Here is a 20,497-nt window from a genome sequence, read left to right as displayed (position 1 = left end):
TCGGTTGAGGCACCCCATGACAGAATTGAATGTGAGTCCGATGGCGCTGCAAGGTTTGAAAGTGGTTGAGATGGGGCAGCTGATCGCCGGCCCATTCGCCAGCAAACTGCTCGGCGAGTTTGGCGCACAAGTGATCAAGATCGAACCGCCTAAGGTCGGCGACCCACTGCGCAAGTGGCGCAAAATCAAAGACGGCACCTCACTCTGGTGGCACGTGCAGTCACGCAACAAACAGTCGCTCACGCTCAACCTTAAAGAGCCGGAAGGTCAGGAGATCGTGCGCAAACTGATCAGCGAAGCGGATATTCTGATTGAGAACTTCCGCCCCGGCGCACTCGAAGGCTGGGGCCTTGGCTGGGAGCAGCTTTCGGCCATCAACCCCAAACTGATCATGCTGCGAATTTCAGGCTACGGCCAGACCGGCCCATACCGCGACTTGCCCGGCTTTGGCGTTATCGGCGAAGCCATGGGCGGGCTGCGGCATTTGTCGGGCTATCCGGGGCAAGCGCCAGTGCGCGTCGGCATCAGCATCGGCGATTCGCTGTCATCGCTGTACGGCGTTATCGGTATTTTGCTGGCCCTGCAAGAGCGTCAACGCAGCGGTCTGGGCCAGTACATTGATGTGGCGCTGTACGAGTCAGTGTTCGCCATGATGGAAAGCCTGATCCCCGAATACGACGCCTTTGGCTATGTACGCGAACCCGCCGGCAGCGCCCTGCCCGGCATCACGCCATCCAACTCCTACCCGTGCAACGACGGCAGTTATGTGCTGATCGCAGGCAACGGCGACAGCATCTACAAGCGCTTGATGCTGCTGATTGAGCGTGCCGACCTCGCCAATGATCCGCGCCTTGAGCATAACGACGGACGCAGCGAACACGCCGCCATGATCGACGAGGCTATTGCCCAATGGACCTCCCAGCGCAGCCGCCAGCAAGTGCTCGATGCACTCAATGAGGCACGCGTACCGGCCGGTTTCCCATACACCGCTGCCGACATCGTCAGCGACCCACACTATCTCGCGCGCAACATGATCGAGACCGTGCAAACCGCCGCAGGCCCGTTAAAAGTCCCTGGCGTATTACCCAAATTAAGCCGCACACCGGGCCGCATCGGCACTGGCGGTCCGGCACTTGGCGAGCACACCGATGATGTATTGGCAGGCCTGGGCCTGACCGGTGAGCAGCGTCAGGGCTTGCGCGAACGCGGCATTATTTAAGGAATCGTGATGACTAAGCGTCTGTATATCCAGGATGTAGCCACCCGTGATGGCTTCCAGATTGAACCCAATTTTGTTGCCACCGAAGACAAGATCGCGCTGATCGATTATCTCTCGCACACCGGCCTGGCCAAGGTTGAGGTCACCTCATTCACCTCGCCCAAAGCGATTCCCAACCTGCGTGACGCAGAAGAAGTGATGCGCGGCATTCAACGCATACCGGGCGTGGAATACACGGTATTGGTGCCCAACGTGCGCGGCTGCGAGCGCGCGCTGTCGTGTCAGGTTGATGAAATCAATCTGGTCATGTCCGCCAGCAACACCCACGGCCTGGCAAACCTGCGCATGACGCCCGAGCAGTCTTTGCAACAGTTCAAGGAAATCATCGAGGTCACGCGTGGCAGCGGCGTATTTATCAATGCCTCGCTGTCGACCACATTCGGCTGCCCGTTTGAGGGCGATGTTGCCGAGTCACGGGTGTATGAGCTGATACAAAAGCTCACCGACATCGGCGTGCAGGGCGTCACGCTGTGCGACACCACCGGCATAGCCGACCCGGCGCAAGTTGAGCGCATCAGCCGGGAAGCATTGACCCGCTGGCCAGAAACCGTTTTCACCCTGCACTTCCACAACACCCGGGGCATGGGCCTGGCCAACGCAATCGCGGCACTGAATGCCGGCGTAGACCGCTTCGACGCCTCGCTTGGCGGCCTCGGCGGCTGCCCCTACGCGCCAGGTGCCAGCGGCAATATTTGTACGGAAGATCTGGTGCACATGTTCCAGCGCATGGGCTTCGACACCGGCGTCGACCTCGATGCCCTGCTCGCCGCCGCAGCCACCCTGCCGGAATTACTGGGCCACGATGTGCCCGGCGCGATCCTCAAAGCCGGAAAGTCTGACCGCCGCTATCCCAAGCCGAAGTGGATGGAAAACGCCAGCTAAGTAAGGCACTTGCGAACGCAATACTGCAAAGCGCCAACCGAGCCCGTGTTGGCGCGCCGTTTACTGTGCAGGCGGTAATTATGACCGGCCGGGCAACAGTCCTTTGCAGGTGCTAGCGCCTTGGGTGATTTACAGTTCGGATTTAACACGCACACAACCATCAGGGCGCTGCGTTTCATACGCATGAAAAAGGCTGGCAGAGGTGATCTGCCAGCCTTTTTCATGTTTGGGCGAAATCCTTACTGCCCGTTTGAAGCCTCAGCCGCTTGAATCAAGTCGGCACCAATCTGGCCTTCGAACTTCTGCCACACCGGCTTCATCGCCACTCGCCATTCAGCCCGTTGCTCAGGCGTCAGGGTGATGACCTCAGTGGTGCCAGAGTCGATAATTTCCTGCTTGGCGCGCTCATTCAAATCACTGGCTTGTTTGTTCACTGCTACGGTCACTTCCCCCATGATTTCATCGAGCTGGGTACGAATATCAGCAGGTAAATCGTTCCAGAATTTGGTGTTGGTGATCACCATGTAATCGATCAGACCGTGATCCGATTCAGTCATGTATTTCTGTACTTCGTTGACCTTCTGACTGGTGTAGTTGGACCAAGTGTTTTCAGTGCCGTTGACTACACCGGTTTGCAGGCCTTGATAAACCTCAGCAAAACTCATCTTGCGTGGGTTGGCTCTGATCGCCTTGAACTGCTCTTCAAGCACAGCGGAAGCTTGCACGCGGAACTTCAGCCCGCGCGCATCACCGGGCACACGTAGAGGTTTATTGGCCGAGAGTTGCTTGGTGCCGTTGTGCCAATAGGCCAAACCGGTAATGTTCTTGCTTTCCATCGACTTCAGCAGGCCTTTACCTTCCGGGCTGCTTTGAAAGCGATCGGCGGCAGCCAGGTTGTCGAACAGAAAGGGTAAATCAAAAATTTGAATGGGCTTGGAGTACTGCTCGAATTTGGCCAGAGATGGCGCCAGCATTTGCACATCGCCCAATAAGAGCGCCTCCATCTCTTTACCGTCGCCGTACAAGGACGAGTTTGGATAAACCTGAACCTGGACTTTGCCCGGCAGGCGCTCTTCCACCAGCTTTTTGAACAGCAAAGCGCCCTGACCCTTTGGCGTACTGTCCGCCACGACATGCGAGAATTTGATAATGATCGGGTCAGCCGCCTGAGCAAGCCCAGACATGACGACCGATGCCGACAATGAAACAGCGCATAGCAGCGCCTTAGCAGGAAATTTATACATGGTCTTGCCTCTTATTTTTGTCATGGAAGAAACCGTTGTCTCAGTCGCCGAATACGATTAGTCGCTGAGACAGAACCCAAGCCAGCAACGCTTGGGCCCGATAAATTTTCAGGGGTTAGATTTTGATACCGGCGCGCTCAAGCAACCGCCTAGCATGACCCAGAACAGGTGCATCGACCATCTGGCCATCGACCACAAACACACCCGCGCCCTGCTCTGCGCCACTCATGACGCGCTGCGCCCAAGCCAGCGCATCGGCATCCGGCATGAGTGCTTGGTGCACTACCGCCACTTGCGTGGGGTGAATGCACAGCACGCCACCAAAGCCCATATCGCTGGCGTCGCGAGCAACGCGAGCCAAGCCTGCTTGGTCATTAATGGCCGGAAACACGGTATCCAGCGGTGGCGCCAACTGCGCAAGGCGTGAGTGCAATAAAATCGCATATCGCGCCTGATCAAGAATTCTGCCTGCGGCGGCAGTTGCAGAGTCCAAACCCAAGTCGAGTCCCAAATCCAGGCCGCCAAACGACAAGCGCTCAACGCCGTGTGCACGGGCGATTTCTGGCAGTGCGTATAAGCCTGCAGCGCTTTCAATAATCGGCCATACCGGTTTATTGCACGCCTGCACACGAGCAACTTGGTCTGCGCTTTCAACCTTGGGCAGCAGCACACCGATGACGCCATCATGCCGTGCGCAAAGGGCTAGATCCGCCGCATGAGCGCAATGGTTCGGCGCATTGATACGCACCAGAACTCGTGCATCAGGCTGGCTGCTCAAAAACGCACTCAGGTTCTCCCGCGCTTGCTCCTTGAGACTTTCCTCTACCGCATCTTCAAGGTCGACAATTACCGCGTCAGCGCCAACCGCAAGCGCTTTGGGAATACGCTCCGGACGCGAAGCGGGTACAAATAAGGCTGTGCGAACAGTACGCAGGCTCATGGTTTTCTATCCTTTCTATCGCTCAAGCGCAGGTCAAACCGCACCCTGCTCACGCAGTTGTTCAATGACGGCCGGGTTCAGGCCCAGCTCTGCAAGCACGCTGTCGGTGTGTTGGCCGAGCCCAGGCACGCCATCCATACGTGGCGAGAAGGCGTTGTTGCGGCCGGGCGGGAGCAAGGCTGGCAACAGGCCAGCGGGGCTTTCCACCTGAGTCCAGCGCTCCCGGGCCTTGAGTTGCGGATGCTGCCAGACACCAGCCATGTCGTTGACGTGGGCATTGGCAATTTGCGCGCTGTCGAGCCGCTCAATCACTTGCTCAGCGCTGAGTGTCGCGAAGCTTGCAACAATGATTGCGCGCAATTCAGCGCGGTTCTCGGAGCGCTTAAAGTTCGCTGAAAATCGTGCGTCGTCCGCCAGTTCGGGTTGCAACAGCACCTTGTCGCAAAACGCCCGCCACTCACGTTCGTTCTGCAAGCCCAGCATCACAGTGCCGCCATCGCCTGCGGGAAAAGGGCCGTACGGGTAGATGGTTGAGTGCGCGGCACCGGCACGTGGCGGCGGCGCAGCGCCTTCGTAGGCGTAATACATGGGATAGCCCATCCACTCGACCAGGCTTTCTAACATCGACACATCCACCCGGCTGCCAACCCCGGTTTTGCCGCGCAGCATCAGCGCCGACAGCACACCGGTATAGGCATACATACCGGCCGCGATGTCGGCAATCGAACAACCGGCCTTGGCCATCTGCTCTTCACCCGCATCCCCGGTTACAGAAAGAAAACCGCCCTCGCTCTGTATCAGCAGGTCGTAGGCTTTCTTTTGCTCATACGGGCCGCCTTCGCCATAGCCTGAAATGTCACACACGATCAACTGCGGGAACCGCTCATGCAACGCCTCAAACGACAAGCCCATACGCGCCGCAGCGCCTGGCGCGAGGTTCTGTACCAGCACATCGGCCGTGGCCAGCAACGCCTCGAGCACCTCGCTGGCACGCTGTTGTTTCAGGTCCAGTGTCAGGCTTTCTTTGGAGCGATTGGTCCACACAAAATGCGAGGCCAGGCCACCTACGCGCTCGTCGTAATTGCGCGCAAAATCGCCGGTTTGCGGGCGCTCGACCTTGATAACCCGAGCCCCCAGATCCGCCAATTGCCGCGTACAAAACGGGGCGGCAATTGCATGCTCAAGGCTCACAACGGTGATGCCGTCTAACGGACGTGGCGCGTTATTCGATGTATTCATTGCATAACTCTCATGTCAGTTGGCGAGCGCCAGAGAAGCGCAGTCGCCGTCATCCGGTTAGATAAGGCTGTGCACATCAGGGCGCTGATGCAGTTGCCACACCTGTGAAATCAACGCATCAACCGGCGCTCCCTCAAGCGCGCCCGAGAACGCCAGCAGGCTCCGGAACTTGTCTTCCAGCTCAGGGCGAGACAAGGTATTGCCCGGATCACCCTTGGGCTCATCGATAGCGCCCTGCAACCGGCGGCCATCGACTGTGAGCACCTCAACCCGGCCCAGCCAGCGCTGCGGATAGGCAGCGTCTACCTGCGCATCCAGCTGCATCTGTACCTTGTCGCGAAAACGCGCTACACGCGCATCATTCAGCGCGAACTGCTCAAACTCAGGCAGCCCGGCCTTACCGTGTACGGCAATCAAACCCAACACGGTGCCCATCGAGAACTTGGCCTGATGCACGCTCTGCGGCACATCTACGCGCCCCAGCACATCAATGGCGCCCTGATGTACGTGGGTGGTGACGCGTTCGATGTGCTCGTGGCTGAGCCCTTCGCGCTGCATCAGTCCCAGCAATGCATCGGCTGCCGGATGGGTGTGGCGGCAGGAGGCGTGGAACTTGAACGATGTTTCAAGCAGCGCCCAGCGGCTGCCGAGTCGATCGGACAATTTTTGCGGTTGAGCATCACTCGACATGCCGGCAGCCATGCCCTGCTCGCCCTCAAGGATATTGCGCGCGCCGGTCAGGCCATCGGCAGTTAGGTAGGCTGCCAGCAATCCATCCGCTGCGGCCTTGGCGGTATGCAGTTGTTTGGAGTCGGCGGCGTCACGCAAGAACTCCCACAAACCAGCCGCCTGCGTGCCAGCCGAACCCAGCACGTTAATAAATTGCGCCGCATCAAAATTACGCAATTTACCGACCGCCACAGCGGCTGCGAGCGTCCCGACGGTGGCCGTGGTGTGGAAAACCCGGTAGTGCGAACGCCCAAGAAACTCGCCAATGCGAATTCCCGCTTCATACCCTGCGACGGCTGCCAGCAACAACTCGCGCCCTGTGCAACCCAGGTCTTGCGCGGCGGCCAAAGCGGCCGGAAACACCACCGTTGCCGGGTGCAATACCGAGCTGTTGTGCAGATCATCTTGCTCGACCAAATGCGAAGACGCGCCGTTGACCAGGGCCGCGAAATAAGCGCTTGTAGAGCGGCCATTAACGATGATTCTGGCTGGACCGGCTGCCGGTCCCATAAGTTCGGCATAGCGCTCAAACAACGGAATCGGGTGACTGCCCTGACTGGCAAGCGCCGAACCCAACCAGTCCAGAAATAACTCCTGGGTGCGCGACACCACGGCATCGCTCAAGTGCTCATAACGCAAATCAGCCAGGAACCCAGCAAGCTGCTCAGTGTGAGTCATGGTCCGGGCCTCAGAATGAACGCGGCAAGTCGAGCAAGTGCTCGGACACGTACGACAGAATCAAGTTGGTTGAGATCGGCGCAACCTGGTACAAGCGAGTCTCGCGGAACTTGCGTTCGATGTCGTATTCACAGGCAAAACCAAACCCGCCGTGGGTTTGCATGCAGGCGTTGGCGGCTTCCCAAGATGCCTTGGCCGCAAGATATTTCGCCATATTGGCGCTGGCGCCGGCATTGATGCCTGAGTCATATTCCTCGCAAGCGCGCCAGCGCATCAGATCCGCCGCTTCAACCTCAATATGGGCCTCGGCGATCGGGAACTGCACACCTTGGTTCTGGCCGATTGGCCGCCCAAACACCTCGCGTTCACGGGCATATTGGCTGGCCTTTTCGATGAACCAACGGCCATCCCCGATACATTCGGCAGCGATCAATGTGCGCTCAGCATTCAAGCCATCGAGGATGTACTTGAAGCCCTTGCCCTCTTCCCCGATCAAGCTGCTTGCCGGCAGCTCCAGGTTGTCAAAGAACAGCTCGTTGGTTTCATGGTTAACCATGTTGGCAATCGGCTGAACTGTCAGACCGTTGCCAATCGCCTCACGCAGGTCTACCAGGAAAATCGACATGCCTTCCGACTTGCGCTTAACCTCGGCAAGCGCAGTGGTGCGCGCCAGCATGATCATCAGATCTGAGTGCTGCACACGCGAGATCCAGACCTTCTGGCCGTTGATCACATACTTGTCGCCCTGCTTGACCGCAGTGGTTTTGATCTTGGTGGTGTCGGTGCCCGTGGTGGGTTCGGTGACGGCCATCGATTGCAGGCGCAGTTCTCCCGCCGCAATTTTCGGCAGATAGAAGCTTTTCTGCTCCTCGCTGCCATGACGCAGCAAGGTGAACATGTTGTACATCTGCCCGTGAACCGTGCCGGAGTTGCCCCCGCAGCGGTTTACTTCTTCGAGGATGATCGACGCTTCTGCTAAACCCAACCCTGAGCCGCCGTATTCGGTTGGAATCATTGCCGCTAACCAACCGGCATCCGTCAGTGCTTTAACGAAGGCCTCGGGGAAGCCTTTTTCTTCATCAACCTTGCGCCAGTACGCAGCATCAAACTCGGCGCACAAGGCTTGTACACCTTCACGGATGGCATTGAATTCAGAGTTATTATTAGGATTCATCATCGGTATCTCGTATTGGCCAGAGTTATCAATCAAAGTGAACTTCGCTGCGCTGGGCTAAACCCGACTCGTTGCCGGCCCACAGTTGAGCGGTGCCGGCTGCGGATATTTGCCCGCCCACCTCAAACGCCTGCGGTGCGACTAAAGGCCGTAAGCCTCGATAAGAGAAGCGGCGCAATTGCACATCAGGGTTGGCCCGGCAAAATGCGCGCAAAGTCAGGGTTGCGATCAGCGGGCCATGCACCACCAGCCCGGCATAACCTTCCGTCTCGGTGACATAGGGCCAGTCGTAATGAATACGGTGACCATTGAATGTCACGGCGCTGTAGCGAAATAACAGGGTGGGTGTTGGCGTAACGACTTCCCGCCACTGACCTGCAATCAGGGGTTGGCTGCTCGCGGTTTTTGCCGGGTTTGGCTCGCGATAGACGATGTCCTGTTCTTCACGAATCATCAGCTCACCCTCTTGCAAGTAGTCATGCTGAACCGTGACAAACAGCAGTGCGCCGGTGCTGCCGTGCTTCTCTTCGATGTGGGTGATGGTCGAGACGCGGCTGGCTTCAAGCCCCACGCGCAAAGGCTTACGAAAGTCGATCCGTCCGCCTGCCCACATGCGATTGCGATTCTCGGCAGGCGGTAAAAACCCACCTCGGGCCGGGTGCCCGTCCGCGCCTAAGCCTTCCTCTGCAACCGGCTCCTGAAAAAATGCCCAATGCCACAGTGGCGGCAATGGCTCACCGTGAGCAGGCGTCGGCTCGCCCAGAGTTGCTGCGATGCGCATAACCAGATTGCGGCTTAATTGATCGTGAACCTCTTCGGTGCGGCCGATCCAGGCAGATAATGCGGCGTCAGTCATGAGTTATTTCCAGCTGCGTTCTTGATGTAGCTCAAGCATGCAAGCTGGATGGCGTACTGTGAATTTGCATTTTAATGAAGCAGCGTTCGGCTATGATGAACGCCATAGCCAGATGAATTCCCCTCAAAGCAACTATCGCCAGAGGCCTCCATGCACTTCGATTTACCCGACCTGCGCTTGTTTATTCATATTGCTGAGTCGCCCAGCCTGACGCAGGGTGCCCGCCGTGCATTCCTCTCGCCAGCCGCTGCCAGTGCCCGAATAAAAGCCCTGGAGGCACAACTCGGCAGCCGTCTGCTGTATCGCGACAGCCGTGGTGTGGAGCTGACTCCCGCCGGCCAGCGGCTACTGCAGCATGCTCGCCTTATCATGCGGCAAGTCGACTATCTGAAAACTGAGTTCGCCGATTACGGCACCGACTCGGCAGGGCATATTCGAATATTCGCCAACACCACCGCGGTAACGGAGTTTTTGCCCGAAATCCTCGCAGGCTTTTTGGCAGAGCGACCTGGCGTAACCATTGATCTGCAGGAAAGGCTCAGCCGCGATATTGTGCGCGGCGTGCTTGATGGCTCGACCGACATGGGCATCATTGCCGGACCGGTTGCTGCAAGTGGTCTGCAGGTATTGCACTTCAGCACCGACCGACTGTTACTGGCGGTTCCTAAGCAGCATCCGCTGGCGGGCCGTAAAAAAATCACCCTCAACGATACGCTGGAGTATCAGCACATTGGCTTGCGCGAAGGCAGCACGCTGCTGAGCTTTCTGCGTGAGCAGGTCGAAACGCTCGGCAAGAAATTGTCACTGCGAATACAGGTGTCCAGCTTCGAGGCGATTTGCCGCATGGTAGAAGCCGGTGTTGGTATCGGCATCATCCCGGAGTCCGCCGCGCAGCGTCACAGCCGCACCATGCAAATCGAAACCATTGAATTGGACGAGCCATGGGCCATTCGTGAGCGGAGTATTCTGGTACGCGATCTCGAAGCCTTACCGGGCAGCGTGAGAGCCCTAGTCGCAACATTGCGCCCAGAGGCTGCGGCACTTCAATCTGATCAATAGCGGGCAACCGGCTCAGTCTGCCGGGTGAAATCCCAGGCAAAAAAAAGCGATCCAATGGACCGCTTGGGAGCTCCCAAAATGGGAGTGGAATAAACGCATGATCTGCTCACCTCGCAGTAAACAGACTCAACAACCGGACCACGCAAGATCTGGTAGGCCGAGTGTGCGGCGCACAGTCCGGGCTGACTATTACACCAAGGTCTTACAACGAGGCCGTGTTTCGCCAAGATCGCGCACGAGCTCAACGCAGAAATGGCTCTAGCGCGGGCATTTACACCTTCTTTACAGATATTTACCCTGCCCTGACAGCCAGTGCGCGCCGCCGCTGGCACACTCTGCTTCCTCATTCACGCACTTAGGAAACCTCATGAAACGCACTACTTTGGCTGTTCTGTTTGCAATCGCTGCGACCGTTCTGGTGGCTGGCTGCTCAGGCCCCAAGCACAAAGGAGGCGGCCGCCCTGACCCTGCCACGATGATTGAGCGGATGGACGCCAACGGTGACGGCAAGCTGTCGCAGTCAGAGGTAAAGGGCCCGCTGGCCGAGCACTTCAGCGATGTGGACAGCAACAAAGACGGCGTTCTCTCGCTTGATGAACTGCAGAACATGCCCAAGCCACAGGGTCGCCCTTAATTAGCTCTGACATCACGCATCGGCAGTAGTGTGCGCCAATATGGCGTGACGCTACTGCCGCAGTTTTAGCTCAGCCCGCATACACCGTGTGCGCTACTCCGACTACTGCGCTTTCAGGGCTGAGCATCTTTACCAATGTTGTAGGCACGTAACTTGTTGGCGATGGTGGTGTGTGAAACGCCCAAGCGCTTGCCCAGTTGACGACTGCTCGGGTGTTCGTCGAACAGGCGCTCAAGTACGGCTTTCTCGAAGCGTCCGACGATATCGTCCAGCGCACCTTCAAGCGAGAAATCACCCATTGGCTGCGGCGCGCCGTAGTCGGGTAAACGTATGTGCGTGGCCTTGACCGAGGCGCCGTCACACAGCGATACGGCCTGAAACAACACATTCTCCAACTGCCGCACATTGCCCGGCCAGTGGTAATGTTTGAGTCGCTCCAGCGCCTGAGCTTCGATCACAGGCAGTGCGCAGCCGATTTGCCGGCTGGCCTGATCGAGAAAGTGCTCAACCAACGGCACCAGCCCGTCCAGGCACTCGCGCAACGGCGGAATGTGCAAACTGAGTACGTTGAGCCGGTGATACAGATCTTGACGAAACTCGCCCTTAGCGCACAACTCGGACAAGTCGACCTGAGTCGCACAGATCACCCGCACATCCAGGTAAACCTCCTCATCACTGCCGACTCGGCGAAAGCAGCCATCCTGCAAAAAACGCAGTAACTTGGCCTGCAGGCGCGGGCTCATTTCACCGACGCCATCGAGGAACAATGTGCCGCCTGCTGTCAGTTCCAGCAGGCCCAACTTGCCCTCCGGGCGTGCGCCTTCAAACGCCCCCGGCCCGTAACCAAACAACTCGGTTTCAGCCATCGACTCGGGCAAACCGGCGCAGTTAAGCGCCATAAACGGCGACTGGCCACGCGGGCTGGCGACGTGGCAAGCACGCGCTAATAGCTCCTTGCCGGTACCGGTTTCGCCTTCTATCAATAGCGGTGCATCCAAAGGCGCCATCCGCCGTGCTTCACGCACCACAGCAGCCATGACTTTCGAGCTTTGAAAAATGCTGTCAAAGCCGCGCAGCTCTTGCTTGCGCACGTTGTAAATGCGCTCACCGACCCGGTCAGCCCGATGCAGGGTTAACACCGCGCCCGCCAGCGCCTCACTTTCATCATGCTCGGATTGCAGCGGAGCGATATCGGCGAGAAATACATCGCCTTTGACCTTGACCCGCAAGCCATTAATTCGCGACTTATTGGCCCGTACCAGTTCAGGCAAATCGAAGTCTTCTGCATAGCGCGACAACGGAATACCCGGCACTTCATCCACGCGCACACCGAGCAATTGCGCCGCCGCACGATTCGCCGCGACGATGGAGCCGCCCATGTCGATCGACAACACCGGGAACTCCAGCGCAGCGAGCAATGCATTGAGTTCGAGATGGCGGCGCTCACTGGGCATCAGGCCCACGCGTTTAACGCCGAACACGCCGCCGATGGCCTCGAACTTCGGCCGCATGGACTGAAACTGCAGGTTTATCAGATTAGGGCAATGCAGGTAGATGGCATTGCCCTGCTCCCCGCCCACCTCGCCGCGCGCGACGTTAATGCCGTACTCGACCAGCAGATTGAGAATGTCACGCAGGATGCCAATTCGATTTTGGCAGTGAACTTTGATTCGCATGAAGGCGCTCTACACAGTCTTATTATGCGCCGCAGCCACTAAAAATCGCGGGCTGCGACAGAATTTTCGTCAAGAATATGTGACAGCTTAGCCTTCACACAAGAAGGCATCGCGCGCCTCAGCCAATACCGTAACTATTTCTTTACAAATTTCCACTCATTGCGCCAATCAGGCGCCTGTAACGCTAGCTGCAAGCACCTGCAACCTGCGGTATCCCTATAGCTACACAACAACAAAGCCCCAGCAGGAGGCAGTAAGCATGAAGAGCACGCAATACGTGGCTCGGCAGCCCGACGAGAACGGGTTTATTGACTACAGCGAAGCTGAGCATCAGGTATGGAATACCCTGATTACTCGCCAGATGGCCGTGATCGAAGGGCGCGCGTGCGAGGAATACTTCGATGGCATCGAGCGGCTGAAACTGCCGACCGAGCGTATTCCGCAATTGGCTGAAGTGAACAAAACCCTGCAGGCCACTACCGGCTGGAGCGTGGCCCGCGTGCCTGCGCTCATCCCCTTCCAGACCTTCTTTGAGTTGCTCGCCAGCAAGCAGTTTCCGGTCGCAACGTTTATCCGCACCCCCGAAGAACTCGACTACCTGCAAGAGCCGGACATCTTTCATGAAGTGTTCGGCCACTGCCCGTTGCTGACCAACCCGTGGTTTGCAGAATTCACCCACACTTATGGCAAGCTGGGTTTGCAGGCGAGCAAAGAGGAGCGGGTTTATCTGGCCCGCCTATACTGGATGACTATTGAGTTTGGCTTGGTAGACACAAGCCAGGGACGACGCATCTATGGCGGCGGCATTCTCTCGTCACCCAAAGAAACCGTTTACTGCTTGTCTGATGCGCCCGAGCATCAGGCTTTCGATCCGCTGGAGGCGATGCGTACGCCTTACCGTATCGACATCCTGCAGCCGCTGTATTTCGCCCTGCCCAACCTCAAGCGCCTGTTCGATCTGGCCCACGAGGACATCATGGCAATGGTTAAAACAGCGATGCAACTGGGCCTGCATAGCCCCAAATTTCCACCGAAAGCGGCCTGACAACGGCGCCTTTCGATTAAGCACTTTGGTACACCTTGAACGGGGCAGCCAGATCGCTGCCCAAGACTATTTTGGAGAAACCCATGAACGCCCTGACCCAAGCCCATTGTGAAGCCTGCAGCGCCGGCGCCCCGCAAGTATCCGACGCCGAACTACCGGAGCTGCTGAAACTGATTCCCGACTGGAACATCGAGGTGCGTGACTCGATCATGCAACTGGAGAAGGTGTACCTGTTCAAGAACTTCAAGCACGCGCTGGCCTTCACTAACGCCGTAGGCGAAATCTCCGAAGCCGAAGGCCACCACCCGGGCCTGCTCACCGAATGGGGCAAAGTAACCGTGACCTGGTGGAGCCATTCGATCAAAGGCCTGCACCGTAACGACTTCATCATGGCCGCACGCACCGACGAGGTTGCGAGCACGGCCGAGGGGCGCAAGTGAAACATTTTTCACCGATCCTGCGCGTACCGGGTGACCCGATTCTGAGCCTGATGGAGGCCTATCAGCTCGACAGCAACCCTGCCAAGCTGGATCTGGGCGTTGGCGTTTACCGTGACGCCAATGGTCAAACCCCGATCCCCAGCGCCGTCAAGCTGGCCGAGCAGCGCCTGGTCGAAACTGAAACCACCAAGGGTTACATCGGCGGCCATGGTGATGCGTTGTTCTGCTCGCACGTGACCCGGCTGGTGCTTGGCGATCAATCGCCGGTACTCGCCGATGAACGTGTCGCGGCCACGCAAACGCCGGGTGGTACCGGTGCCTTGCGCCTGGCAGCTGACTTTATCAAGCAGTGCTTGCCGGGGCGTGGAATCTGGCTGAGTGATCCAACGTGGCCAATTCACGAGAGCATTTTCGCCAGCGCCGGGCTTGCAGTTAATCATTACCCCTACGTGGACGCAGACAACCGCCTGAATGTCGACGCCATGCTGGCTGCATTGAGCCACGTGCCGCGCGGCGATGTGGTGCTGCTGCATGCCTGCTGCCACAACCCGACGGGCTTCGACCTAAGTCAGGCCGATTGGCTTCAGGTGCTGGAGTTGGTTAAAGCGCGCGATTTACTGCCGTTGATCGACATCGCCTATCAGGGCTTTGGCGACGGACTCGAAGCCGATGCCTGGTCGGTGAGACTGTTCTGCGAGGCGCTGCCCGAGGTGCTGATTACTAGCTCCTGCTCAAAGAACTTTGGCCTTTACCGCGAACGCACCGGTGCGCTGATTGTGTGCGCCCACTCGAGCAGCAAGCTGACCGATGTGCGCAGCCAACTGGCCTTCATCGCTCGCAACCTGTGGTCGACACCGCCGGCACATGGTGCCGCCGTGGTCGCCACCATTCTCGACGACCAGGCGCTACGTAAACTCTGGACGGACGAGCTTGAAGGCATGCGCCAGCGCATTGCCAGTTTGCGCTGCGCATTGGTCGACGCCTTGAAGCCTTATGATCTGGCCGAGCGCTTTGGCCATATCGCACGCCAGCGTGGGATGTTCTCGTACACCGGTTTGACGCGCGAGCAGGTTGAGCGCCTACGCGAACGCCACAGCGTGTACATGGTCGGTTCAGGCCGCGCCAATGCGGCTGGAATCGACGCTCGGCGGGTCGATCAACTGGCGCAGGCGATAGCCGACGTCTGCAAGGTTTGACCGGTCAAATCAGTTAAGTGCCCGGCTTTGCGCGGTGTTTAGCGCAGGGCCGGGTAGATTAACCCGCGCAAGGTTCGGCTCATCGCGGCGTACTTCGCTATAGTTGGCCTATTCGTTTTCACATGAGCGCGACTCACAGTGGCCAGCCCTTCCAACATTCTGTTCCGGCTTTACCAACGCACCATTCATAGCCTGGCGTTTTACCCGACGGTAATCGCCCTGGGCTTTTTGTTGCTTTGCATCGTGACCATGTCGATTGAATATCAGTCGTGGCTGATGAGCATCAAGCAGGAAATCGACATCGGCCTGGTGCGAAATGCCGACAACGCACGGCTGATTCTCGGCACCTTGGTTGGCGGCATTCTGTCGCTGATGGTGTTCAGCTTCTCGATGGTCATGGTGGTACTCAACAACGCCGCCGCAGCGCTTTCGCCACGGGTAATTCCCGGCTTGGTGAGCAGCAAGAGCCATCAAAAGACCCTCGGCGTCTACCTCGGCACCATTCTTTATTCCCTGCTGCTGATTACCACCATCGAACTCAACGGCAGCGATAAAGTACCCAGCCTCGGCGTGCTGATTTCACTGGGTCTGGGCATTGGCTGCCTGGGCTTGTTCGTGCACTTCATTCGCTCGATTTCGCAGTCGATTCAAGTCGAGCACATCCTCAGTAATCTGTTCACCACCACCCACTGCAAACTCCAGGGCCGGATCAAAAAGATGCAGGCACTGGAAACTTCACCTGAATGGCCCAACGACCAAAACTGGGCACAGACCCGATCGCAGCGCAGTGGCTATTTCAAAGCGCTGAATGTCGCCGCCGCCAATCAGATACTCAAGGAAAACGACCTGCAGATGACCGTGCTGGTCCATCACGGTTTCTTTGTCAACGCTGGCCACCCGCTGTTCAAGACCAACCGGCCAGGCAATGAAGAAATCTGCCAGCAGTTGCTCGACTGCTTCGACTTCTTTATCGAGGAGTACGCGAGCATTCATTACTTTTTCGGCTGCAAGCAAATCTCTGAAATTGCGGTCAAGGCGCTGAGCCCCGGCATCAACGATCCGGGCACTGCGATCAAGGCCATTGACCTGCTCAGCGTGCTGTTCACTCAACGCTTGCAGTTGCCTGACTTCGATGTAGCTGAGCTGGATGACGAACCGCCCCGCCTCTACATCCGAGAGCTTACAGTCGCGCAATTACTGCAATTGGTTTTGGGCTCAATTCGCACTTACGGGGGCGCAGATCCGGGCGTGCTAACAACGTTGCTGCAAGCACTTAAAAACATGCTGTATGCCTGCCCGCAAACTCGCTACCAGAACGAGATTATTGATTACGCCAAGAGTGTTCTCGACACCGCCGATGCGCAATTGCTCAACCCGCGCGACCGTCAGGAGCTGAATGCATTCGTGCAACGTTTCAACGCGGCGCCACTGCAAAATGAAACGGCACTGAAACCTCTGGAGATCGATGCGCGATAACACAATTGCGCCCCACGGTGGTGCATTTTGCCGCCATAAAAAATTAATCGATTTATTTATGTCGGTAAAAACACATATAAATCAGTTAGTTATCAGTAACAATAAATTACTATTGGCGCGCTTCGTGCTTGCTATCACGCACAGAGTTCCCTAGGGTAGTTCGCCATGTGGTCCCTAATTGCCCCAATCAGTTCACTGCTGAGTGGGGTTGCATTACTCCTGCTCGGCAATGGTCTGCTCAATACATTACTGACGCTGCGTGGTGTGGCCGAAGGCTACTCCACCGGAATGCTCGGACTGATCATGTCCGGGTACTTTGTCGGTTTCCTTCTCGGTACCTGGCTGGCGATTCCGCTGGTCAGGCGCGTCGGGCACATTCGTGCGTTTGCCCTGTGCGCCGCCCTCGCCGCGATCTCCGCTCTGGTTCACGTCATCATCATCAATCCTTGGGTGTGGCTTGCATTGCGGGTGCTGTACGGTCTGGCGCTGGTCAGTCTGTACATGATCATCGAAAGCTGGCTCAACGCTAAAGTCAGCAACGAAAAACGCGGTCTGGTGTTTGCCATCTACATGGCGGTCAACCTCGGCGCGCTGGCCGCCGCCCAACAGCTATTGGGATTGGCCGCCCCGACTGAATTTGTACTGTTCTCGTTGTCGGCCATTTTGATTATTGCGGCGTTGATGCCAATCACCATGACCCGCCAATCGCAGCCGACCGTACCGGAAACCCTGCACACCAACCTGCGCGAGATCGCCCGTATTGCGCCGCTGTCGATCGCCGCAGCGGGCTTGTCCGGACTGGCGCTAGGCGCGTTCTGGGGCATGGCACCGATTTATGCCAGCCTCAGCGGCTTCGATGCCCGCGGCGTCGGTTTGCTGATGAGCGCCACGATTCTCGGCGGCGCCCTGCTCCAGCTGCCCATTGGCCGCTACTCCGATAAGCATGACCGGCGTCTGGTGATGTTCTGGATCGTGGCGTTGTCTGTGGTCATTTCACTTGCAATGAGCTTGGTCACTGCCGGGCCGCTGTTGATGGGTCTGTTCTTCATTTGGGGCGGTTTGACCTTTGCCATCTATCCAATTGCGGTAGCCAAGCTGATCGACCAGTTGCACAGTGATGAGATTCTTGCCGGCTCAAGCAGCCTGCTCATGGTCAACGGTATTGGCTCGGTATGCGGCCCGCTGCTGGTGGGCGTGCTGATGGAGCATTTGGGCGCGCATGCCCTGCCACTGTATTTCGCTGTGGTCCTTGGCCTGCTTGGCGCCTATACCTTCTACCGACTGCGTCGTGTCAGTGAACTGGTCAGCGGTGATCAGGCGCACTTTGTGCCCATGCTGCGCACCAGTCACACAGTGCTCGAGCTCATGCCTGACGCGCCCGCTGAAGATGAGCCAACCGAATCCGAGGGGCCAGCCCCTCAACACCCGTAGGCGCGGCGCTACGCCCGCCTGCATAACAACAAGGCAGCCACCTTATGGTCAGTTGCCTAATGCAGTGCCTATCGAATCTGTCGCCAGCCTGCGCGGCTGGCCGTACATGAATCGATAGCACTTAGCTCGTCGGCCATTGTCGGCGCGTCACTGCACCACCTACTGGACAGGGAGACAGCGCATGCTACTTGCTACCGATCTTGATGGAACCTTTCTCGCTGGCGATCCCGAAGATCGTCTGAGCCTTTACCAGACCATTGCCGCTCACCCGGAAATCAAACTGGCCTACGTCACCGGCCGCAGCCTTGAAGCGGTGCTGCCGCTGCTGGCAGACCCAACACTGCCAATGCCCGACTACATCATCGCCGATGTGGGCGGCAGCATTGTTTACGGTGATTCATTGCAACCGGTGCAACCGCTGCAGAACAACATCGACGCGCTCTGGCCCGGCGAAAGTCAGGTCGCCAGCGCCGTGGAAGGCTTTGCACTGGAGCGTCAGGATGTTCCGCAAGTGCGTCGCTGCTCGTATTTTTGCAGCCCGGAAGAGGCGTCGAATCCAGCCTTGATCGAAGTGGCCGAGAAGCTCGGTTGCGACCTGCTCTACTCCGCCGAACGCTATCTCGACTTCCTGCCCAAGGGCGTTAACAAGGGCACCAGCCTTGAGGCACTCGCCGACTGGCTGGAGCTGGAAGACGATCAGGTACTCGCCGCTGGCGATACGCTCAACGACCTGAGCATGCTCAGCACCCGTTTCAAGGGTGTGTGTGTTGGCCAGTCCGAATCGGCCCTGCTCGAATCAACCGCGCACCACTCACGCACGTTGCACGCCAACCGCAGCGGTTGCGGTGGCATTCTGCAGGCGTTTGCCCACTTCGGTTTCCTTGGCGAACACGGTATTGCCGCCGAGCGCCGTCAGGCCGCGCAGCCAGGCAAAGCCGAAATGGTCATGGTTTATCACCGCCTGCCTTATGAGGAATACCGCGGCGCCGATGGCAAGTTACAGCGCCGTCGACCGACATCACCTAACGGTATTATCCCGACCCTGCTGAGTTTCTTTGGCGATGGTCGTCCCGGCTCCTGGGTGGCGTGGGCCATCCATGAAGGCGATGAAGCAGACGCCTTTGAGACCCACACCACGGTAGACGCCGAGCGTTACCCAAAGCTCAAGGCGGCGCGTGTGGCGCTGACCAAGGAAGAGGTCGACATCTTCTACAAGCGCTTCTCCAAGGAAGCCTTCTGGCCGACGCTGCACACCTTCTGGGAGCGCGCACAGTTCCGCGAAGAGGACTGGGAAGTGTTCCTCAAGGTCAACCGTGCTTTCGCCGAGCGCACTGCACTGGAAGCCGCAGAAGGTGCCACCGTGTGGCTGCACGACTACAACTTGTGGATGGTGCCCGGCTACTTGCGTGAGTTGCGCCCCGACCTGCGCATCGCCTTCTTCCACCACACCTACTTCCCGTCAGCAGACGTGTTCAACGTGCTGCCATGGCGCCGCGAAATCATTGGCAGCTTGCTGCAGTGCGATTACATCGGCTTCCACATTCCGCGTCAGGTTGAGAACTTCGTTGATGTGGCGCGCGGGGTAACGCCGCTGCAGACCGTCAGCCGGCAAAATTGTGCGCCGCGCTTCATCACCTATGGTTGCGCCGTGGGCCTTGAGCGCATGACCACTGCCGTGGATACCGGCAGCCGCACCGTCAAGCTTGGCGCGCATCCGGTGGGACTGGACATCGACCGGGTACGTACGGCGCTCGAAAGCCCGAAAATTCGTGAAATGATGGATCGTCTGCGCGAAGAGTTGGTGGGTGTGAAGCTGATCCTCTCGGTAGAACGCCTCGACTACACCAAAGGCATTCTGGAAAAGCTCCAGGCCTATGAGCGCATGCTCGACGAGAACCCTGAACTGCTCGGCAAAGTGACGCTGGTCACGGTGTGCGTGCCGGCAGCCAAGGAAATGACCATTTACGATGAGTTGCAGTCCCAGATCGAGCAAGCCGTCGGCCGGATCAACGGACGCTTTGCGCGCATCGGCTGGACCCCTTTGCAGTTCTTCTTCCGCAGCTTGCCGTTCGAGGAAGTCAGCGCCTGGTACGCCATGGCCGACGTGATGTGGATTACCCCCCTGCGCGACGGGCTGAATCTGGTCGCCAAGGAGTTTGTCGCAGCGCAGGGCTTGCTGGGCGGTTGCGGCGTGTTGGTGCTGTCGGAGTTTGCCGGTGCGGCCGCCGAACTCAAAGGCGCGCTGCTGACCAACCCGCACGACCCCAAAGATTTGGCACAAACCTGTTACTGGGCGCTCAACCTGCCCAAGACAGAAGCTCAGGCGCGCCTGCGTGAGCTGTTCGATATCGTCAGCTACAACGACATTCGTCGCTGGGGTGACGAGTTCCTCGCAGCGGTTGCCGATGAGCCGCAGCAGCCGGTAGACGCCGAACTGGCGCGTATCGGCATGGCCTCGTAAGACCCGCCAAATTGCCGTGTAGCTCGCTCAGGCGGGCTGCACGGCAATCATGTGGTTA

17 protein-coding genes are annotated in these 20,497 nt (G+C 58.1%); 10 read left to right on the top strand and 7 right to left on the bottom strand.

The features are described from left to right. Positions 1-16 precede the first annotated feature (16 nt). Together PMYSY11_RS09400 and PMYSY11_RS09395 are read left to right on the top strand one after the other, a co-directional pair. Positions 17-1,219 (top strand): CaiB/BaiF CoA transferase family protein, encoded by a 1,203-nt coding sequence (locus PMYSY11_RS09400; RefSeq protein ID WP_150549000.1) that lies wholly within the window; start codon positions 17-19, stop codon positions 1,217-1,219. Positions 1,220-1,228: 9 nt separating this feature from the next. After that, the gene (locus PMYSY11_RS09395) at positions 1,229-2,161 is read left to right on the top strand and encodes a hydroxymethylglutaryl-CoA lyase (protein ID WP_150548999.1); all 933 of its coding nucleotides are present in this window, start codon (positions 1,229-1,231) and stop codon (positions 2,159-2,161) included. 239 nt (positions 2,162-2,400) lie between these two features. On the opposite strand, the gene PMYSY11_RS09390 is transcribed toward PMYSY11_RS09395, so the two are convergent. The 6 genes from PMYSY11_RS09390 to PMYSY11_RS09365 form a co-directional block, all read right to left on the bottom strand. Then, entirely contained in the window at positions 2,401-3,405 is a 1,005-nt protein-coding gene (locus tag PMYSY11_RS09390) for a TRAP transporter substrate-binding protein (RefSeq protein WP_069900428.1), read from the bottom strand. 115 nt (positions 3,406-3,520) lie between these two features. Further along, on the bottom strand, positions 3,521-4,345 hold the full coding sequence (locus PMYSY11_RS09385) for an HpcH/HpaI aldolase/citrate lyase family protein (RefSeq protein WP_150548998.1): 825 nt from the start codon (positions 4,343-4,345) through the stop codon (positions 3,521-3,523). 33 nt (positions 4,346-4,378) lie between these two features. After that, positions 4,379-5,584 (bottom strand): CaiB/BaiF CoA transferase family protein, encoded by a 1,206-nt coding sequence (locus tag PMYSY11_RS09380; RefSeq protein WP_150548997.1) that lies wholly within the window; start codon positions 5,582-5,584, stop codon positions 4,379-4,381. Positions 5,585-5,641: 57 nt separating this feature from the next. Further along, entirely contained in the window at positions 5,642-6,991 is a 1,350-nt protein-coding gene (locus PMYSY11_RS09375) for an MmgE/PrpD family protein (protein WP_150548996.1), read from the bottom strand. Between the two features lie 10 nt (positions 6,992-7,001). Continuing rightward, the gene (locus tag PMYSY11_RS09370; protein WP_150549694.1) at positions 7,002-8,165 is read right to left on the bottom strand and encodes an acyl-CoA dehydrogenase family protein; all 1,164 of its coding nucleotides are present in this window, start codon (positions 8,163-8,165) and stop codon (positions 7,002-7,004) included. Between the two features lie 28 nt (positions 8,166-8,193). After that, positions 8,194-9,021 carry an HTD2 family dehydratase gene (locus PMYSY11_RS09365; RefSeq protein WP_150548995.1) on the bottom strand — a complete coding sequence of 276 codons (828 nt, stop codon included), beginning with the start codon at positions 9,019-9,021 and terminating at the stop codon, positions 8,194-8,196. Positions 9,022-9,171: 150 nt separating this feature from the next. Here PMYSY11_RS09365 and PMYSY11_RS09360 point away from each other — a divergent pair, with 150 nt between their 5' ends. Further along, on the top strand, positions 9,172-10,080 hold the full coding sequence (locus tag PMYSY11_RS09360; RefSeq protein ID WP_150548994.1) for a LysR family transcriptional regulator: 909 nt from the start codon (positions 9,172-9,174) through the stop codon (positions 10,078-10,080). A 367-nt stretch (positions 10,081-10,447) separates the two neighbouring features. Then, positions 10,448-10,714, top strand: coding sequence for an EF-hand domain-containing protein (locus tag PMYSY11_RS09355; RefSeq protein WP_150549693.1), 267 nt, complete (start codon positions 10,448-10,450; stop codon positions 10,712-10,714). Positions 10,715-10,827: 113 nt separating this feature from the next. Here the strand turns inward: PMYSY11_RS09355 and PMYSY11_RS09350 are convergent, their stop codons facing one another. After that, complete coding sequence (locus PMYSY11_RS09350; protein ID WP_090515287.1) at positions 10,828-12,390, bottom strand: sigma-54-dependent transcriptional regulator; 1,563 nt, start codon at positions 12,388-12,390, stop codon at positions 10,828-10,830. A 259-nt stretch (positions 12,391-12,649) separates the two neighbouring features. On the opposite strand from PMYSY11_RS09350, the gene phhA reads away from it, so the two are divergent. The 6 genes from phhA to ggpS all read left to right on the top strand — a co-directional run bounded on the left by phhA (position 12,650) and on the right by ggpS (position 20,439). Next, on the top strand, positions 12,650-13,435 hold the full coding sequence (phhA, locus tag PMYSY11_RS09345) for a phenylalanine 4-monooxygenase (RefSeq protein ID WP_069900436.1): 786 nt from the start codon (positions 12,650-12,652) through the stop codon (positions 13,433-13,435). Positions 13,436-13,518: 83 nt separating this feature from the next. Continuing rightward, positions 13,519-13,875 (top strand): 4a-hydroxytetrahydrobiopterin dehydratase, encoded by a 357-nt coding sequence (locus PMYSY11_RS09340; RefSeq protein ID WP_069900437.1) that lies wholly within the window; start codon positions 13,519-13,521, stop codon positions 13,873-13,875. After that, entirely contained in the window at positions 13,872-15,071 is a 1,200-nt protein-coding gene (locus PMYSY11_RS09335; protein ID WP_150548993.1) for an amino acid aminotransferase, read from the top strand. Before PMYSY11_RS09340 ends, PMYSY11_RS09335 begins: the two co-directional genes overlap by 4 nt. 138 nt (positions 15,072-15,209) lie before the next feature. Continuing rightward, positions 15,210-16,547 (top strand): DUF2254 domain-containing protein, encoded by a 1,338-nt coding sequence (locus tag PMYSY11_RS09330; protein WP_150548992.1) that lies wholly within the window; start codon positions 15,210-15,212, stop codon positions 16,545-16,547. A 165-nt stretch (positions 16,548-16,712) separates the two neighbouring features. Next, positions 16,713-17,978: an MFS transporter gene (locus PMYSY11_RS09325; RefSeq protein ID WP_150548991.1), complete on the top strand. Its 1,266-nt coding sequence runs from the start codon at positions 16,713-16,715 to the stop codon at positions 17,976-17,978. A gap of 181 nt (positions 17,979-18,159) precedes the next feature. Continuing rightward, entirely contained in the window at positions 18,160-20,439 is a 2,280-nt protein-coding gene (ggpS, locus tag PMYSY11_RS09320; RefSeq protein WP_090515296.1) for a glucosylglycerol-phosphate synthase, read from the top strand. Positions 20,440-20,497: the final 58 nt, after the last annotated feature.

Origin of the sequence: Pseudomonas marincola (assembly GCF_900682675.2) — a bacterium.
Classification (GTDB): Bacteria; Pseudomonadota; Gammaproteobacteria; order Pseudomonadales; family Pseudomonadaceae; genus Aquipseudomonas; species Aquipseudomonas marincola.
Note: the sequence above shows the minus strand (reverse complement) of the source record. Positions and strands in the feature narration are given on the sequence as shown.

Coding starts and splice junctions, on each gene's coding strand:
- PMYSY11_RS09400 (WP_150549000.1), top strand. CDS start 17: ATGACAGAATTGAATGTGAGTCCGATGGCGCTGCAAGGTTTGAAAGTG.
- PMYSY11_RS09395 (WP_150548999.1), top strand. CDS start 1,229: ATGACTAAGCGTCTGTATATCCAGGATGTAGCCACCCGTGATGGCTTC.
- PMYSY11_RS09390 (WP_069900428.1), bottom strand. CDS start 3,405: ATGTATAAATTTCCTGCTAAGGCGCTGCTATGCGCTGTTTCATTGTCG.
- PMYSY11_RS09385 (WP_150548998.1), bottom strand. CDS start 4,345: ATGAGCCTGCGTACTGTTCGCACAGCCTTATTTGTACCCGCTTCGCGT.
- PMYSY11_RS09380 (WP_150548997.1), bottom strand. CDS start 5,584: ATGAATACATCGAATAACGCGCCACGTCCGTTAGACGGCATCACCGTT.
- PMYSY11_RS09375 (WP_150548996.1), bottom strand. CDS start 6,991: ATGACTCACACTGAGCAGCTTGCTGGGTTCCTGGCTGATTTGCGTTAT.
- PMYSY11_RS09370 (WP_150549694.1), bottom strand. CDS start 8,165: ATGAATCCTAATAATAACTCTGAATTCAATGCCATCCGTGAAGGTGTA.
- PMYSY11_RS09365 (WP_150548995.1), bottom strand. CDS start 9,021: ATGACTGACGCCGCATTATCTGCCTGGATCGGCCGCACCGAAGAGGTT.
- PMYSY11_RS09360 (WP_150548994.1), top strand. CDS start 9,172: ATGCACTTCGATTTACCCGACCTGCGCTTGTTTATTCATATTGCTGAG.
- PMYSY11_RS09355 (WP_150549693.1), top strand. CDS start 10,448: ATGAAACGCACTACTTTGGCTGTTCTGTTTGCAATCGCTGCGACCGTT.
- PMYSY11_RS09350 (WP_090515287.1), bottom strand. CDS start 12,390: ATGCGAATCAAAGTTCACTGCCAAAATCGAATTGGCATCCTGCGTGAC.
- phhA (WP_069900436.1), top strand. CDS start 12,650: ATGAAGAGCACGCAATACGTGGCTCGGCAGCCCGACGAGAACGGGTTT.
- PMYSY11_RS09340 (WP_069900437.1), top strand. CDS start 13,519: ATGAACGCCCTGACCCAAGCCCATTGTGAAGCCTGCAGCGCCGGCGCC.
- PMYSY11_RS09325 (WP_150548991.1), top strand. CDS start 16,713: ATGTGGTCCCTAATTGCCCCAATCAGTTCACTGCTGAGTGGGGTTGCA.
- ggpS (WP_090515296.1), top strand. CDS start 18,160: ATGCTACTTGCTACCGATCTTGATGGAACCTTTCTCGCTGGCGATCCC.